The 13,698-nt window shown below is 56.2% G+C and carries 15 protein-coding genes and 1 other RNA gene; 7 read left to right on the top strand and 9 right to left on the bottom strand.

The genetic code is table 11. From position 1 onward, the window contains the following. Positions 1 to 72 precede the first annotated feature (72 nt). Positions 73 to 318: a hypothetical protein gene (locus tag ACQ4WQ_RS17975; protein WP_070257558.1), complete on the top strand. Its 246-nt coding sequence runs from the start codon at positions 73 to 75 to the stop codon at positions 316 to 318. Positions 319 to 363: 45 nt separating this feature from the next. Here ACQ4WQ_RS17975 and ACQ4WQ_RS17980 read toward each other — a convergent pair whose 3' ends face one another. Then, a complete protein-coding gene (locus ACQ4WQ_RS17980) occupies positions 364 to 1,518 on the bottom strand; it encodes a sensor histidine kinase (RefSeq protein ID WP_436498905.1) in 1,155 nt (384 codons plus the stop codon). Positions 1,519 to 1,728: 210 nt separating this feature from the next. Between ACQ4WQ_RS17980 and ACQ4WQ_RS17985 the strand changes: the two genes are divergently transcribed. Together ACQ4WQ_RS17985 and ACQ4WQ_RS17990 are read left to right on the top strand one after the other, a co-directional pair. Then, positions 1,729 to 2,058, top strand: a complete 330-nt coding sequence (locus ACQ4WQ_RS17985) for a type II toxin-antitoxin system PrlF family antitoxin (protein ID WP_436498907.1) — start codon at positions 1,729 to 1,731, stop codon at positions 2,056 to 2,058. Next, the gene (locus ACQ4WQ_RS17990) at positions 2,055 to 2,561 is read left to right on the top strand and encodes a type II toxin-antitoxin system YhaV family toxin (protein WP_436498909.1); all 507 of its coding nucleotides are present in this window, start codon (positions 2,055 to 2,057) and stop codon (positions 2,559 to 2,561) included. The genes ACQ4WQ_RS17985 and ACQ4WQ_RS17990 overlap by 4 nt, the downstream gene beginning before the upstream one ends. 42 nt (positions 2,562 to 2,603) lie before the next feature. Here the strand turns inward: ACQ4WQ_RS17990 and ACQ4WQ_RS17995 are convergent, their stop codons facing one another. Both ACQ4WQ_RS17995 and ACQ4WQ_RS18000 read right to left on the bottom strand, forming a co-directional pair. Beyond that, positions 2,604 to 2,972 (bottom strand): hypothetical protein, encoded by a 369-nt coding sequence (locus ACQ4WQ_RS17995; RefSeq protein WP_436498911.1) that lies wholly within the window; start codon positions 2,970 to 2,972, stop codon positions 2,604 to 2,606. Between the two features lies 1 nt (position 2,973). Next, positions 2,974 to 3,438, bottom strand: a complete 465-nt coding sequence (locus tag ACQ4WQ_RS18000; RefSeq protein WP_326458043.1) for a hypothetical protein — start codon at positions 3,436 to 3,438, stop codon at positions 2,974 to 2,976. A 243-nt stretch (positions 3,439 to 3,681) separates the two neighbouring features. Between ACQ4WQ_RS18000 and ACQ4WQ_RS18005 the strand changes: the two genes are divergently transcribed. From ACQ4WQ_RS18005 to ACQ4WQ_RS18015, 3 genes are all read left to right on the top strand, one after another. Then, positions 3,682 to 5,283, top strand: coding sequence for a GGDEF domain-containing protein (locus ACQ4WQ_RS18005; RefSeq protein WP_436498913.1), 1,602 nt, complete (start codon positions 3,682 to 3,684; stop codon positions 5,281 to 5,283). A 220-nt stretch (positions 5,284 to 5,503) separates the two neighbouring features. Beyond that, entirely contained in the window at positions 5,504 to 5,872 is a 369-nt protein-coding gene (locus tag ACQ4WQ_RS18010; protein ID WP_436498915.1) for an EI24 domain-containing protein, read from the top strand. A gap of 13 nt (positions 5,873 to 5,885) precedes the next feature. Then, positions 5,886 to 6,338 (top strand): GTP pyrophosphokinase, encoded by a 453-nt coding sequence (locus ACQ4WQ_RS18015; RefSeq protein WP_436498917.1) that lies wholly within the window; start codon positions 5,886 to 5,888, stop codon positions 6,336 to 6,338. Positions 6,339 to 6,566: 228 nt separating this feature from the next. Here ACQ4WQ_RS18015 and ACQ4WQ_RS18020 read toward each other — a convergent pair whose 3' ends face one another. The 4 genes from ACQ4WQ_RS18020 to ACQ4WQ_RS18035 form a co-directional block, all read right to left on the bottom strand. Beyond that, positions 6,567 to 6,869, bottom strand: a complete 303-nt coding sequence (locus ACQ4WQ_RS18020) for an HNH endonuclease (RefSeq protein WP_436498919.1) — start codon at positions 6,867 to 6,869, stop codon at positions 6,567 to 6,569. A gap of 575 nt (positions 6,870 to 7,444) precedes the next feature. After that, entirely contained in the window at positions 7,445 to 8,521 is a 1,077-nt protein-coding gene (locus ACQ4WQ_RS18025; RefSeq protein WP_436498921.1) for a protein kinase domain-containing protein, read from the bottom strand. Further along, positions 8,518 to 9,576, bottom strand: a complete 1,059-nt coding sequence (locus ACQ4WQ_RS18030) for a serine/threonine-protein kinase (protein WP_436498923.1) — start codon at positions 9,574 to 9,576, stop codon at positions 8,518 to 8,520. Before ACQ4WQ_RS18030 ends, ACQ4WQ_RS18025 begins: the two co-directional genes overlap by 4 nt. 9 nt (positions 9,577 to 9,585) lie before the next feature. Continuing rightward, a complete protein-coding gene (locus tag ACQ4WQ_RS18035; RefSeq protein WP_436498925.1) occupies positions 9,586 to 10,713 on the bottom strand; it encodes a PP2C family protein-serine/threonine phosphatase in 1,128 nt (375 codons plus the stop codon). A 381-nt stretch (positions 10,714 to 11,094) separates the two neighbouring features. Here ACQ4WQ_RS18035 and ACQ4WQ_RS18040 point away from each other — a divergent pair. Beyond that, positions 11,095 to 12,257 (top strand): IS3 family transposase gene (locus ACQ4WQ_RS18040; protein ID WP_436499171.1). Its coding sequence is split into 2 segments (ribosomal slippage): positions 11,095 to 11,353 and positions 11,353 to 12,257, totalling 1,164 coding nucleotides; the frame shifts between segments, so codons are not numbered across the junction. Positions 12,258 to 12,536: 279 nt separating this feature from the next. Here the strand turns inward: ACQ4WQ_RS18040 and ssrA are convergent. Both ssrA and ACQ4WQ_RS18050 read right to left on the bottom strand, forming a co-directional pair. After that, positions 12,537 to 12,897: a transfer-messenger RNA gene (gene ssrA / locus ACQ4WQ_RS18045) on the bottom strand. 74 nt (positions 12,898 to 12,971) lie between these two features. Continuing rightward, complete coding sequence (locus ACQ4WQ_RS18050; RefSeq protein ID WP_436498927.1) at positions 12,972 to 13,676, bottom strand: HAD family hydrolase; 705 nt, start codon at positions 13,674 to 13,676, stop codon at positions 12,972 to 12,974. Positions 13,677 to 13,698 lie beyond the last annotated feature (22 nt).

The following is a 13,698-nucleotide window of genomic DNA, read 5'->3' on the forward strand; positions in this document are numbered from 1 at the left end:
ATGCCGGCAGCGATGGCCGTGCGCACAGGGATCGATGGGTCTTCTGTGCTTCCGAGCCGATCAAGAGGAGATATGATGGACAAACCCGAATTCATCCTGGCCGCGAAAGCCATGGAAACGCTGGAGATGTATCAGACCTTCTATGGCCATTCGCAGGAATACCAGGCGCACCAGCAGGAAGTGCTGAAACTGCTGCGCCACAAGGGCGCTTCTCTGCTGGTGTCGGAACATGGCCCGGCGAAGTTCCTGCTGGCCTTTGCCGATGCGCTGGAAGCGGCCAGCTTGCCGGGCGAGTATGTGCCGCTCAGCCGCAGGTAGGACGAGCCTGTCCCGGCGCGATGTCGTCGTCTACGGGGGACGGGCTTAGCCGCCGTTCGCTCCCTCGTTCAGCCACACCCGGGGCAGGCGCACGGTAAATACCGTGCCGGATTCCAGGCTCGACTCGGCGCCGATGGTGCCGCCGTGTGCGCTGGCGATTTCACGCGCGATAAACAGGCCCAGGCCGATACTGGTGGCGTTGGGTGCCTTGTGATCGTCGGAAATGGCCAGCTGCACCAGGGGATCGAAAATGCTCTTCAGCGAGGCTTCCGGGATCTGGCGGCCGAAATTTTTCACTTGCACCACGGCCGTATCGGCATCGCCGCAGGCCGTGATGGTCACCGGCTGGTCGTCGCTGCGATATTGCGCGGCATTGTTGAGCAAATTCGAAAACAGCTGGGCCAGGCGGGCCGCATCGAAGTCGCCGATCATCTCGCCCGTGGTGCTCAGTTCAAATTTGCATTGAGGGTGGGCGGCCGAGGCGTCCTCGACGGCCGTCTTGCAGATTTCCCCCAGATCGCCCAGGCTGGGTGAAATGGGCATGCGTCCCCCCAGCTGTGTCCTGGCGAATTCCAGCAAGTCGTTCACCATGGTTGTCATGGTCGCTGCGCTGCGGGCGACCCGCGCACCGATCTGCACCGTGGAAGACGAGCTCGCGCTGGGCCTGCTCAGCAGCGCACCGGCCATCGTCATCGTGCTCAGCGGGCTGCGCAGATCGTGGCTGAGGATGGCGAGAAAGGTATTGCGGGTCCGGTCGCTCTGCTGCGAATAGCGTATGGTCGATTCCTGCAGCGCCTGGTCTATCGCTTCATTGAAGCGCAAGATGTCTTGCGCCGCCGTTTTCGTCGTCACCGACACCTGTGCCATCCACAGGCGCATGACGCTGGCCCGCATCGCGCGAAATTCGGCCGTCAGTTGCGGCAGCGTGAAGCCGATCTGCTGGCGCAGCGAGCCATGCGTGGCGGCTGCCGTTTCCTTGCCCGTTATTTCCGATACGCCCGTGGTCGATTTCTTTTTCCGCTGCGCCGTATTCTCGATGACATCCATGTCGCGCACGATGGTTTCCAGCATCTGCTTCGCATGATCGCGTAATTCGGCCTTCGAGATGGCGGTGCCCGGAATAGGAAGCGACTTGGCGAAGAGTTCCCATTCTTCCAGGATCGGCTCCAGATGGCCGGTAATAAAGCGCGATAGTTTCACGGTGGACCAATGCGTTGATGGAAGAGCAGCCAGTGTACGCGGTTGCGGTGAGGGATGGGGGATTGGGTTCTGCTCCGGGTGCCGTATGCGTGATATCCGGCGTTTTCCGAGGGCGGATGGAAGGCGGAGTTTCAAAGTATGTGACTGCATTGACTTGGTAATGCAACTGCATTACCATGCGTGTATCCCTATTTTTGACCGGAAGGCATCATGTCCGCTACCCACGACATCGAATCCACGCTGACCGACCGTTACCAGACCACTGTGCCGGAAACCGTGCGTCGCGCCTTGCGGTTGGGCAAGCGGGACAAAATCCACTACTCCGTTCGCCCGAATGGCGAAGTGGTCATGACGCGCGCCGAGCCTTCCGCAGGCGATGACCCGGTGTTGGGGCAATTCCTGGGTTTCCTGGCACGCGACCTCGCCAGCCATCCGGAGCGTCTTCTGGCCGTGGATGCTGCCCTCGTCCAGCGCCTGAGATCGCTGGTAGGTAATGTTGAAGTGGAGCTCGATGTTGCCTTGCCGGCGGACGATGAATGAGCACCGACAAGACTGCGCCGCTGGTCATTCATGGATGGACAGTCTTTGTCCATCCTTTATTCCTTGCGCAGATTGAGGCGCTGGTTCTGCAGGTCGAGTCGCTCAAGAAGAAGGATCCGGTCGGTTACGTCAAGAAGAACGCCAGCAAGCGGCTGGCGGCTATTACCAAGTTGGCGTTCGATGTCATTCCACAAGATCCCACACGGCCCGAGTATCGGCAAGGCGGGGCTCTCGGCGATGCTCATAAACACTGGTTCCGGGCAAAGTTTTTCCAACAATACAGACTGTTCTTTCGCTATCATGCGGCCGCCAGGGTGCTCGTGTTTGCATGGGTTAACGACGACGATAGCAAGCGTGCATATGAGAGCAGCGATGACGCTTACCGGGTGTTCCGCAAGATGCTGGAGGGAGGGCATCCTCCCGATGATTGGGATATATTGCTTGCGGAAGCCAGGGTGGAGGACGCGCGCCTGCGGAGCCTGTTTACAGGGACTGCGAAGTAGTTCAGGATTGGCTGGGCTAAGGCCCCGGTCACCCCAGGTGATCTAGCAAATCGATCCAGCAATGCTTTTGCCACTGCGCAAGTTAAAGCCGAAGTAGCACCTATAGCCGTCATGATCCCGGACACAGGAAACATTTTCCTTGTCGCGCTGCCGATAGCCTTTTTCCAAACTGCAGCGTTCTTTCGAATCCGGAGCCATGGAGTCAAACATGTCCTTGGCAATGGTCCCCGTGAGCATGAAGGAAATCTTGCGGTCATGCGTTGTGGGCGGCTGTTGCTCGCCCAAGGTATTCGAATAAATCAGATAAGAACCCTTGAACTGTTTGTATTCGCCCCAGTCGCTGTTGCCAGCTGCATAGGCCAGTGAAAACAGGGTAAAGGCGCTCCACGCCAGAGCCCACTGCTTTTTCATGTCAAGCTCTCAGTTCCAGATGAAAGTGATGGTCGTGATTTTTGAATGGTGTCACGAATGGAATGCCGGTATCGTTAAACAGCACCCTGCGCACACTGGCATGGGCGCGAAAAAGTGCGATGAGCTTTGCCGTCGCGGCTTGATCGTAGTCTTTGTCATACCAATAAACAGGGAGATGAAGGCCGTCCTTGCGCAGCGGGCGAATGTCCACCTCCAGGCCGGATTTGTGCGTAGAGTGTTGCTCATAAGCGGTGCCGTTAGCCAGACTGATGTTGCCGATGCCAAATTTCCGTGTATCGACCGCCTGCCATTCGCGCTCCACATACAGGAGCGCCATCATCATGCTAGGGTGCGCGTATTGGCCCGCACCCCTGCCCGGGGTGCCATAGACGTAATATCCCGCACCTTCCGGAGCCTGGGGCAGGATGAAAAACCCGCGCTTGTCCCTGGGTTGAACTTCAAGCATGGTCTACTCCGCTAGGCGCAACGGTGGGGGGAGTTGGCATTGTTTCGCATTCCATTCCATCTGGAGTTGCGCTACAGCAAACAATTGCAAACTGGAATAGCACTCACTGATGCCATGGCCGAGGGGAGACGTGGCCCGGCAAGTGTCATGGTAACTTTTTTATATCATGCTTGTTACGAAGTGTGAGTATGTCTCTGCCTATTTCGTGCACACTTTGCCGGATATCAAACCGGGAGTGTATCCATGACCAGGTCACGCAGCTTGCCGCCACGATTGCTGGGAGCTGGCTTCCGGGGATTCTCCTTGCTGCCGCTGGCGATCTCATTTGTCGTGCTCGTGTGCCTGTCGCTCCTGGCGACCCAGTTATGGATGACCTTGCGTGCACGCGAGGTGCAATTGAGTGAAGCGGCCCGTGAAAGCGCCAATCTGGCGCAATCTGTTGCCCAGCATGCTTATGACACCATCAAGGAGGCCGATACGGTGCTGGTCGGCCTGGTGGAGCGGGTGGAGGCGGACGGTGTCTCCGACCTAGAACTGGCCCGTATCCATAAATTGCTGGTCACCCGCGTAGCCGAGCTGCCGCAGCTGCACGGCATCTTCGTCTATGCCAGGGATGGCAGCTGGCTCGTGAACTCTCAAAAAACGTTGTTGAGCAATCTGAATAATTCCGATCGAGATTATTTCAACTACCATCGAACGCATGATGATCGGGGGCCTTATGTCGGCCCGCCCGTGCGCAGCAAATCGACGGGGGACTGGATAGTCACGGTATCGCGGCGTATCAATTTGCCTGACGGCAGTTTCGGCGGCGTGGCGCTGGCGACCATCGATATGCATTATTTCAGGCAGTTTTACGAACGTTTTTCAATAGGAGAAAAAGGCGCCATTTTCATCGCGAATGGAAAAGGCATTCTTTTATTGCGCAGGCCGTTCGATGAAAGCATGCTGGGGCGCGATCTTTCGCAGTTTCCCTTATTTCATGATTATTTGCCCAAAAGTCCCGTAGGCACTGCCGTGTTCAGGTCGCGGGTCGATGGCGTGATGCGTATCAACAGCTATCGAAGAGTCGAAGAATACCCGCTGGTGGTCTCTGCCGCATTGTCACAGGATGAAGTCCTCGCTGCGTGGCGCCTCGATACGGTGCTGCAAAACGCCGTGGGCGGGGTGCTGGTATTGCTGATCGCGTTTATCGGATACCGGGTGGTGCGGCTGATCGATTTGCGGGTAAAAAGCGAGGCGGGACTGGTCGAGGCGCGCAACGAGCTGGAATTGATCAATGAAACTCTGGCCCGTCTTGCCAGCCAGGATGGCTTGACGGGGCTCGCGAACCGGCGCCACTTTGACCAGTCGCTGCTTGCAGAGTTCAGCCGTGCGCAGCGTGAAAATAGCTCACTTGGACTGGTGTTGATCGATGTCGACTTCTTTAAACAATATAACGATATCTATGGCCATGTGGCCGGCGACGAATGCCTGAGAAAACTCGGCAAAGTGGTGGCCTACAGCATGCGCAGGCCGGGCGACCTTGCGGCACGCTATGGCGGCGAGGAAATGGTCATTTTATTGCCAGGGACGGACCTGCCGGGCGCATTAGCGGTGGCGGAAGGCGTCCGCCACGCTGTGCAATCGCTGGGAATCGAGCATCGTGGCAATCCTCTTGGCGTGGTGACGGCCAGCGTGGGCGTGGCGGCTTTGATGCCGACGCACCTGGAAAACCAGGCGGTCGAGTTGGTTGAGCTCGCGGATAAGGCACTGTATAAGGCCAAGGCAGCGGGGAGAAACCGGGTCTGCCATGCGTCCGCTTGCGACAGTGCCGAGCAGGCTGCGACTGCTTTTGCGTTTCGGTAGCCATCGTTGAAGGCTGATGGCGCTGCGTCGGGTTTGCCCTGCGCTGCGCGTGCGCCAGCCTTGTCCATGTACAATCAGCAACATACGGATCGACGTATCCGTCTCTCCATTGCGGAGTACGCCCGAAGGTGACACAAACATTGCAAACCTGGCTGCTGGCCTGGCGGGAAGCCCTCACCTGCGTCGGCCTGGGACTGCGCGATGCGCGCCATGCGGGGCTGTGGCGGCGCGCCGCTATGCCGTGTGGCAAGCGCCGGCCGTCCCGCGCTCCGCGTGGCGGCGGCGCCTGTTGCTGCTGCTTTCGCTGCTGATCCCCGTATGGGCCATGTGCGTGCTGATCGCGTACTTGCTGGCCTGGAATGTGCAGATGATCTACGGCGCGGCGGCCGCAGAGGTGCTTGGCGTGGAGCAGCAAGCGGCATTGCGCCGTGAACAGCGTCCGGCGATTATTGTCCTGGGCCTGCTGTTGTGCTTGCTGATGCTCGTACCGGTTCTCAATTTATTGTTGCCAGCCTTGCTGTGCACCAGCGTGTGCCACTTGCAGCGCCGCGGCTGGCGCGCAATGGACACATCAATCAAAGTGGAGTGAACAAGGAGTGAACATGAGTGAACACGCAAGTCGCGGCACCCTCGAGCGCGCCATTGAAATCGCCGCCGCCACCCATGCCGGCCAGATGGACAAGGGCGGCGCGCCGTACATTTTGCACCCCTTGCGCGTGATGCTGCGCGTCGGCCCCGGCGCCCAGCAGATCGTCGCCGTGCTGCATGACGTGGTGGAAGACAGCGACGGCAAAGTCACCTTCGACGACCTGGCGCGCGAAGGATTTTCCCAGGAAGTCATCGACGGCGTGCGCGCCGTGACCAAGGTCGAGGGCGAATCATACGAGGACTTCATCGCCCGCGCGGCCTTGAACCCGGTCGGCAAGGCCGTCAAGCTGGCGGATCTGGCTGAGAATAGCGATTTGTCGCGGATAGGGGAGCCGACGCCGAAGGATCTGGAAAGGATAGAGAAATACCGGAGGGCGATCGGGTATTTGCGGGGGGGCGTTTTTTAATTTCAAGGTGGCGCAGCGCACCTTTGCGCTGGCTTAACGTCATTGCATCAACTAGCGGCAACTCCCCAAGACAATCTCAGCAATGTACGGATGTTTGATCCTTTGCAATCCCCGAGAATCTTCCTGGAGCGGTGGGAACGTAGCCTAATGTGTCATCCGCTTGGGGATGGCAGCGGACAGAGCCGATTAGCGCTCTGAATCGCTACCCGTAGCTTAAGACGGTGATCCTCAGCGTGGGAATTTATACCGTACCAGCAGCGTAGGTCCCTTGCCGCCGGGTGGCGTCAGCAGTATCTCGTCACCGGGCTGCATCTCCTCATACATCACCGTGCAACAGGTCGGCATCGAGTGGCCGCGCGCGGGATAAACGCCAACGTCGGTGTGCAGGTTCGCAGCGCGGACGTCCACGCTGGTCTCGCCGGTTTTTCCTGCTTCTTGCAGCAGCTTGCGCAGTGCGGTGACGAAGTCCCCTTTGCTGAGTCTGGCCGGTGCCTGGTTTGTTTGCGGGCGAGCGCTTGCGTCGTTTTTCATGCGATTTCCTTCAGTGTATACATTCCCGCCACTATATCATTGGCCCCTGATGGAGCGAGGGTCAGGTCCGGCATTCGCACACCGCCTGAGCAGCCAATGTTGTCGTTAGGAAAAACTGCCGGCGGCGCAAAAGGTAGCCAGAAGAATCGGAGAGGGTTGCGCTTGCAAGCGCAACCCGGTTTTGCGGCGCCGAGCTGCGCTCGCCGAAGGCCCCGCAAAACCCCCGCGCCCGTAGCGGACGCGGAGTCGATGCCCGCGTTCTGCATGCATGGAATAAATAAAAAGGGCCTCCCCGCCAAAACGGGGAAGCCCTTTTATTTATTCAGTGGTGACGGCGGGAATCGAACCAACTCCAAAATCCTTTTAAAATCAAATCACTAAGACTTCCTTGTTGAGTTCACTTTTCATTATGCCCCCAAAAACACCCCCACAGTTGCTGGATGGCATAGGGTAAAAATATATAGCTACTTTATTGAACTGAACTCGCGTTACGACATGGCTACAGTAGCAGTGTCAGATGAATTAGAGGTCGTCAGCGCACGATTCCGGGGCCGCCATTTTGCGAAGGTCGCCGATCATGCATCGGTGCCGGTTTTTTGCACTGGTAACGCCCTTGGGGCATCGCCTCCAATATAGCTAGCAAATACAACACGGTCCCCCACTGCGGGAATAGCACCATAAACACAATCGTTGTGAAAAAATACGTCTCCCTCTGGGGTACCGATAAATCCAAATGCACCATGCATATAGCGACGAACGATACCGAATTCTCGTACTGAAGAGGTGTAACAAAGCTCACTACACCTCCCAACCAACTGATCTGCTGTAGGTCGCTCGGCAGGATTCTTCTTCAAGCATGAGAGCGCGATATCCATTAATTCCTCAGCGAGCGGCTTGAATTGAGCTTTAGCCCCCAAGAACGGAGGCACCTCTGCTACCTGGGCGGCAATAATCTGCGGAACCGCTCTCAAACCCTGCCCAAATGGCAACTTCCCGCACAGAAGGTGATACATCATTGCCCCGATAGACCAGATATCTGCGGGCTCACGAACTGAAGCAGGGTCTTCGATAGCCTCGGGAGCCATATATGGAAGAGCGCCGACTGCTGTTTGGGAGGTTGTCATACTTTCATCCCCCCCCTCGACGGCCTCCCTCAGTTCTTCGCCAGCCATTTTTGCAATGCCAAAGTCCGTCACCTTTAGCTCAGCTAGGCTATATCCTCCCACTACCATGATATTCGTGGGTTTAAGATCACGATGGACCACTCCGGCATGATGTGCGGCTGCAACACCCTTCGCCAAATGATGAAAAACTTTAGCAGCTAAGTATGGTTCAAGAAATTCGGTATGAACGAGTAGAGCTGCCTTAAGGTCTTCGCCCTCAACTAATTCCTCAATTAGGTACCTGTCATCGCCGTCCCTAATGTAGTCCAAGGTTTTTGCAACATTCGGATGATTGACCTTTGCAGCCACTACAGCACTTCTACGGAAGCGCTTCTGCGCCGACTTATTCTTCGGCGTCTTCAATGCAACTAGCCGTTCAGTAAGTTGATCGTAAGCGGCATAAACAAACTGCATCCCTCCCTCGCCCACATAACGCTGAACAACGTATCGCTGCGCGATAGTATCACCTTCTTTTAATGGACCACTCAAAGGACGATCTCCGGATGTGATAAATCAAACGTGATGTATTTACGAAGATTCCTAAACTCTGGCGCTCCCAGAGTGACTACACAGGCACCTGGCAAAACATCATTTAACGAGCAAGGGGCGTTATTAATGTAAACCGAACCACTAACAGCAATCACTCGGAAGCTAAAACCGTCATATTGTATTTCCACCCCTCCCATGCGGGGCAAATCAAGACTAACAGAACGATTAGAGCGATCTAAATAAGAAGGCCGTCCATTAAAAACAATAAGGGCCTTGTGCCTGTCATACAAGAGATGCTTTGCCAGAATCCGCCGCACCTCTTGCATTGGGGGACGAACCAGCGGATCAGCGGAAAGGCAGGCATGCAAAATAGACGTAACTTCGCCGTTCAACCGATATGGGAGTAGATCAAAATAGTTGGCAGCGGGCGGCCCAGGTGGTTGGGCATAAAGTTCATCAGGCACACTCTGCAAGCCCAAATAGAGCGCCGTCATAGCAAAAGCATAGATATCCACAGCAGCCGTAAATTGAGCATCATGCCGATATAGCTCGGGGGCTGCAAATCCGCGAGTACCTATGAACCCCGTTGTAGCGGCATTTGGCCCCTCCTCCCTAGCAAGGCCGAAGTCAAAAATCTTGATAAGACCTTCAGCATCAAGTTTCATATTGTTGGGCTTAATGTCTCTGTGGATGATGCCCAATGCATGAATATCAGAAATGCCAGATGCGATTTGCCAAACAAGTTTTACATAGTCCAGATCACTAGTTGGAACAACCGCTGGACTGAAGAGGTCATCACCAACAATAAATTCTTGCACGATTGCCAAGTCATCTCCATTCATACTCAAGATATCGTAGACCTGCACAACGTGTTTGGAACGCATCTTTAGTAAGGCTGACAGCTCATCTCGTACACGACGACGCTGCGCACTTCCGGGCATTATTTTTATAGCGACTTGCCGTTCTAGAATTGAATCATGACAAGGAAGTACCGCAGCCATTCCACCATGCAATGGCTTGCCGGAAAACTCATAACGGTCCTCAATAAGCATCATGCGCTGACCTTACTCATTAGACTTGGTAGGAAACTTCATAGATAACTGAGGTACCTCATCTTCAGTCAGCTCAACTAAATCTTTAAGCTTTCGTCTGGAAGACGATTTTTGCTTCTTCTGCGTTCTTGGCGGAATCTTCAGATTCGCCACCTCATCATCACCGTCACTTCGGGCTTGCTGAAGACGTAAGGCCGCACCTATCGATATTTTTGGTGTAGACGGCGGTGACAATCGCTGGGGACTATCGAACGAGTCATATCCGTACAGAATTTGAAGCTCTCCAAACGCATCCCAAACCTCTAAACATGGGTAGCTCGGCAATTCATCATGCTCCCAGTTTGTAAGCGACACCATTGCACAGGTTGCGTTGTCCGGACCCCCACACCATTTCGCTAGCTCCACTAACCGCTTTACGCAAGTTCCTGGATCAGGCGCATTGCCAGCGATCTGCCCCAACCAATTAGGAGCCGTTGATAAATAATGGACTCCATCCGTAGTTAATAGAATCGCTTCTGGCACCTCATATCCAAGTTCAGCAACGTGAGGTTCTAAATCGCGCCCCATGCCAATGAACTGAAGGAGCTTCGACTGCTCAAAAGCGCCATCGGGACTTTTTCTAAGCTGACCAGCAATAGTGTCATCGACCGACAATTGTGTAAGGCTTCTACCAGAAGCAGCGTATACACGACTATCCCCTACACTAACCCAATGGGCATCCAATCCAGGACAAATCACGAGCGCCACCAACGTAGCGCCACCATTGCCATTGGATTTTGAATAGACCGCTCTATCGGCTGCAAAAACTGCTTGCTTAATCCATTCATCGCCGCCGAAACCACGGCGTCTTGCTTCGACATCCAAGGCGCTTACAAATCCAGCCAGCGCTAAGGAAGCACATTCAGCGCCGTCACGCATGCCACCAATGCCGTCCGCAATGGCGATCACGGCATACTCCCGTTCCTCTCGGTCCAACGCTCGAACAATTACGGCACGATCTTGATTTTCCGTACGTACATTACCAACCTCACTGGCGATTGCCGCTGCCAGTGGGACGACTCGCCTCACGCCGCCCGCTGGCGTTCTACGCATCAGCCAACTAGCCAGTTGAGTTTGGATCTTTAGTTTTTCTGAAGCCATAAATTCTTATAAGGTAGACGGACAACTGTCATGGCGTATGTTAAAACGAAACACACGTTTCGAAAAATTAATTTGGCTTTTTACGCAAAACCAAATCAAGGCAAGCAACAGAAAGCAAAGCGCGAGTTGGCTACGCCAAACTAACCCCTTCATCGCCCGCACTCGCTCGCATTTAGGACTGTGAAAATATACAGCATGTCGCACTAAAGTGCATCCCCTGCTAGGCCTGCCCCTCCTTATCACGGAGGCAGGATCTATTGATACGAACACTTCTCGTCTGCTCGGGGCTCTAAGCTGGGTAAATTTGGGGCTAACCGTGTAGTGGTTTAATGTACCCGGACACTGATTTAGGCGAGAATGCTCGCCATGGAGAGGTGTTTGATGAGCAAGCAAAGACGTACGTTTTCCCCTGAGTTCAAACAGCAGGCAGCATGCTTGGTGCTGGATCAAGGATACAGCCACGTGGAGGCAAGCCGGTCGGTCGGCATCGGCGAATCGGTGCTGCGCCGCTGGGTGCAGCAGCTGCAGTTGGAGCGGCAAGGCATCACGCCGCAGAGCAAGGCAATGACGCCAGATCAGCAGCGAATACAGGAACTCGAAGCACGTATTGAGCATCTCGAGCGGGAGAAGTCGATTTTAGAAAAGGCTACCGCGCTCTTGATGTCGGAAGGGATAGAACGTACGAGGTAATCGATCAGATTTGTGGTGACGAATCAATCGAGTTGATCTGCGCGGTGTTCGACGTAGCGCGGTCATGCCTGTATGCGCATCGGGAGCGCGCCCGGCACATTGATGTTGAGCGCATGGCATTGCGTGGCCGCGTGCACGAGTTGTTCGTCGAGAGTCGCAGTTCGGCGGGAAGCCGCAGCATCATAGGCATGATGCGCGAGGAAGGCACGGCAATTGGCCGCTTCAAAGTCAGTCGTTTGATGGAAGAGCTAGGGCTGGTCTGCAAACAGCCTGGCAGCCATGCCTATAAGCAGGCTACGGTGGAAAGGGTCGATATTCCGAACCACCTCAACCGTGAATTCACAGTGGAGGCGCCAAATCAGGTCTGGTGCGAGGACATCACCTATGTCTGGGCGCAAGGCCGATGGTATTACCTGGCTGTGGTGTTGGATTTATTTGCTCGCCGGGCGGTGGGCTGGGCATTCTCGCTACGACCCGATGCCGACCTTGTTGTGCAAGCGCTGGAAATGGCTTACGAGCAGCGAGGTCGACCGCAGAGGCTGCTGTTTCATTCGGATCAAGGTAGCCAGTACGCCAGTCGAAAATTCCGTCAGCGCTTGTGGCGCTATCGGATACGACAGAGTATGAGCCGTCGGGGAAATTGTTGGGATAACTCCCCGATGGAGCGGCTGTTCCGCAGCTTCAAAACTGAATGGCTGCCGTCAACTGGTTACATGACGGCACAGGAAGCACAACGGGATATTAGCCACTACCTGATGCACCGGTATAACTGGATACGGCCACATCAGTTCAACCAGGGACTGGCACCGGCCGTCGCCGAAGAAAAACTTAACGTAGTGTCCGGGATGGGTTGACCACTACACGAGGGTCAGGTCCGGTATTCGCACACAGCCTGAGCGGCTAAGGTTATTTTTAGGAAAAACCGCCTGCGGCGCAAAAGGTAGCCAGAACAATCGGAGAGGGTTGCGCTTGCAAGCGCAACCCGGTTTTGCGGCGCCGAGCTGCGCTCGCCGAAGGCGCCGCAAAACCCCCGCGCCCGTAGCGGACGCGGAGTCGATGCCCGCGTTCTGCATGCATGGAATAAATAAAAAGGGCCTCCCCGCCAAAACGGGGAAGCCCTTTTATTTATTCAGTGGTGGAGACGGCGGGAATCGAACCCGCGTCCGCAAGCACTCCACAGACAGTTCTACATACTTAGCACTATCATTTAATTTAACTCAGCCAGCACGGATGTGCACGTTATGGGCAAGCGAGTTACCTATTATTTAGTCGGACGCTAAGTAACCCAGCATACGACGAGTCCCTGTAAATGACTCTAGAGCTTTTGACGGCCCACCCCAGGGACGAGGTGTTCTAGAGCTAACAGCGATTAAGCTGCCAGTGCGTACGAGTTATCGTTTGCAGTTAAGTTTTTTCAGGTTGTATTTACGAGGTAGCCCGCCCTCGGTATGCCCTGCGCTGCTTTGCAACCCACGTCGAAACCAGGTCGTCCCCACAGAACCTTCATTGTAGCGCAATCCGCCCACTCTTGCATGATGCATTCGTGCTCTCGACGTAAGGCATGCGCCTCAAGCCGCCAGCTGCCGCTCCTGCGCCGCCTTCACCACGCCAGTCACCAGTTCCAGCAACGCTTGCGGCGTGTCCAGCAGGTGGTCGGCGTTCCAGTGCTGCGGTTCGACGGGGCCGCAGTAGCCCCAGGCGCAGGCGACCGTGCGCATGCCGGCGGCGCGGCCGGCCTGGATGTCGCGCAGGTCGTCGCCCACGTACCAGCAGTCTTCCGGCGCCAGGTCCAGACGGCGCGCCGCTTCCAGCAGGGGGGCGGGGTGGGGTTTCGGGTGGGGCATCGTGTCGCCCGAGATCACGCAGCCGGCGCCGCCCAGGCCGATCTGGCCGACCAGCGGGTCGGTGAAGCGGGCGGCCTTGTTGGTGACCACGCCCCAGGCCAGGCCCAGCGCCTGCAAGCCGTCGAGCATGGCGGGGATGCCGTCGAATAAACGGCTTTCCACGGCCAGGGCCGCTTCGTAATTGTTCAGGAAGCCGTCTTTCAGGGCTTCGTAGCCGCTTTCGCCTGGCGCGATGCCATACGACGCGCCTATCATGCCGCGCGCGCCGGCCGAGGCCGTGGGGCGCAGGATGTCATACGGGGTCGGCGCCAGGCCGGCGCGCGCGCGCAGCAGGTTGATGGCCGCCGCCAGGTCGGGCGCGGTGTCGGCCAGCGTGCCGTCGAGGTCGAACAGGATGGCGCGCGGGGCTGGCAGATGGTCAGTGATCATGGCGGGCAAAGTGTGTCAAGTA

Origin of the sequence: Janthinobacterium goodfellowi (assembly GCF_051380695.1) — a bacterium.
GTDB lineage: Bacteria > Pseudomonadota > Gammaproteobacteria > Burkholderiales > Burkholderiaceae_D > Janthinobacterium.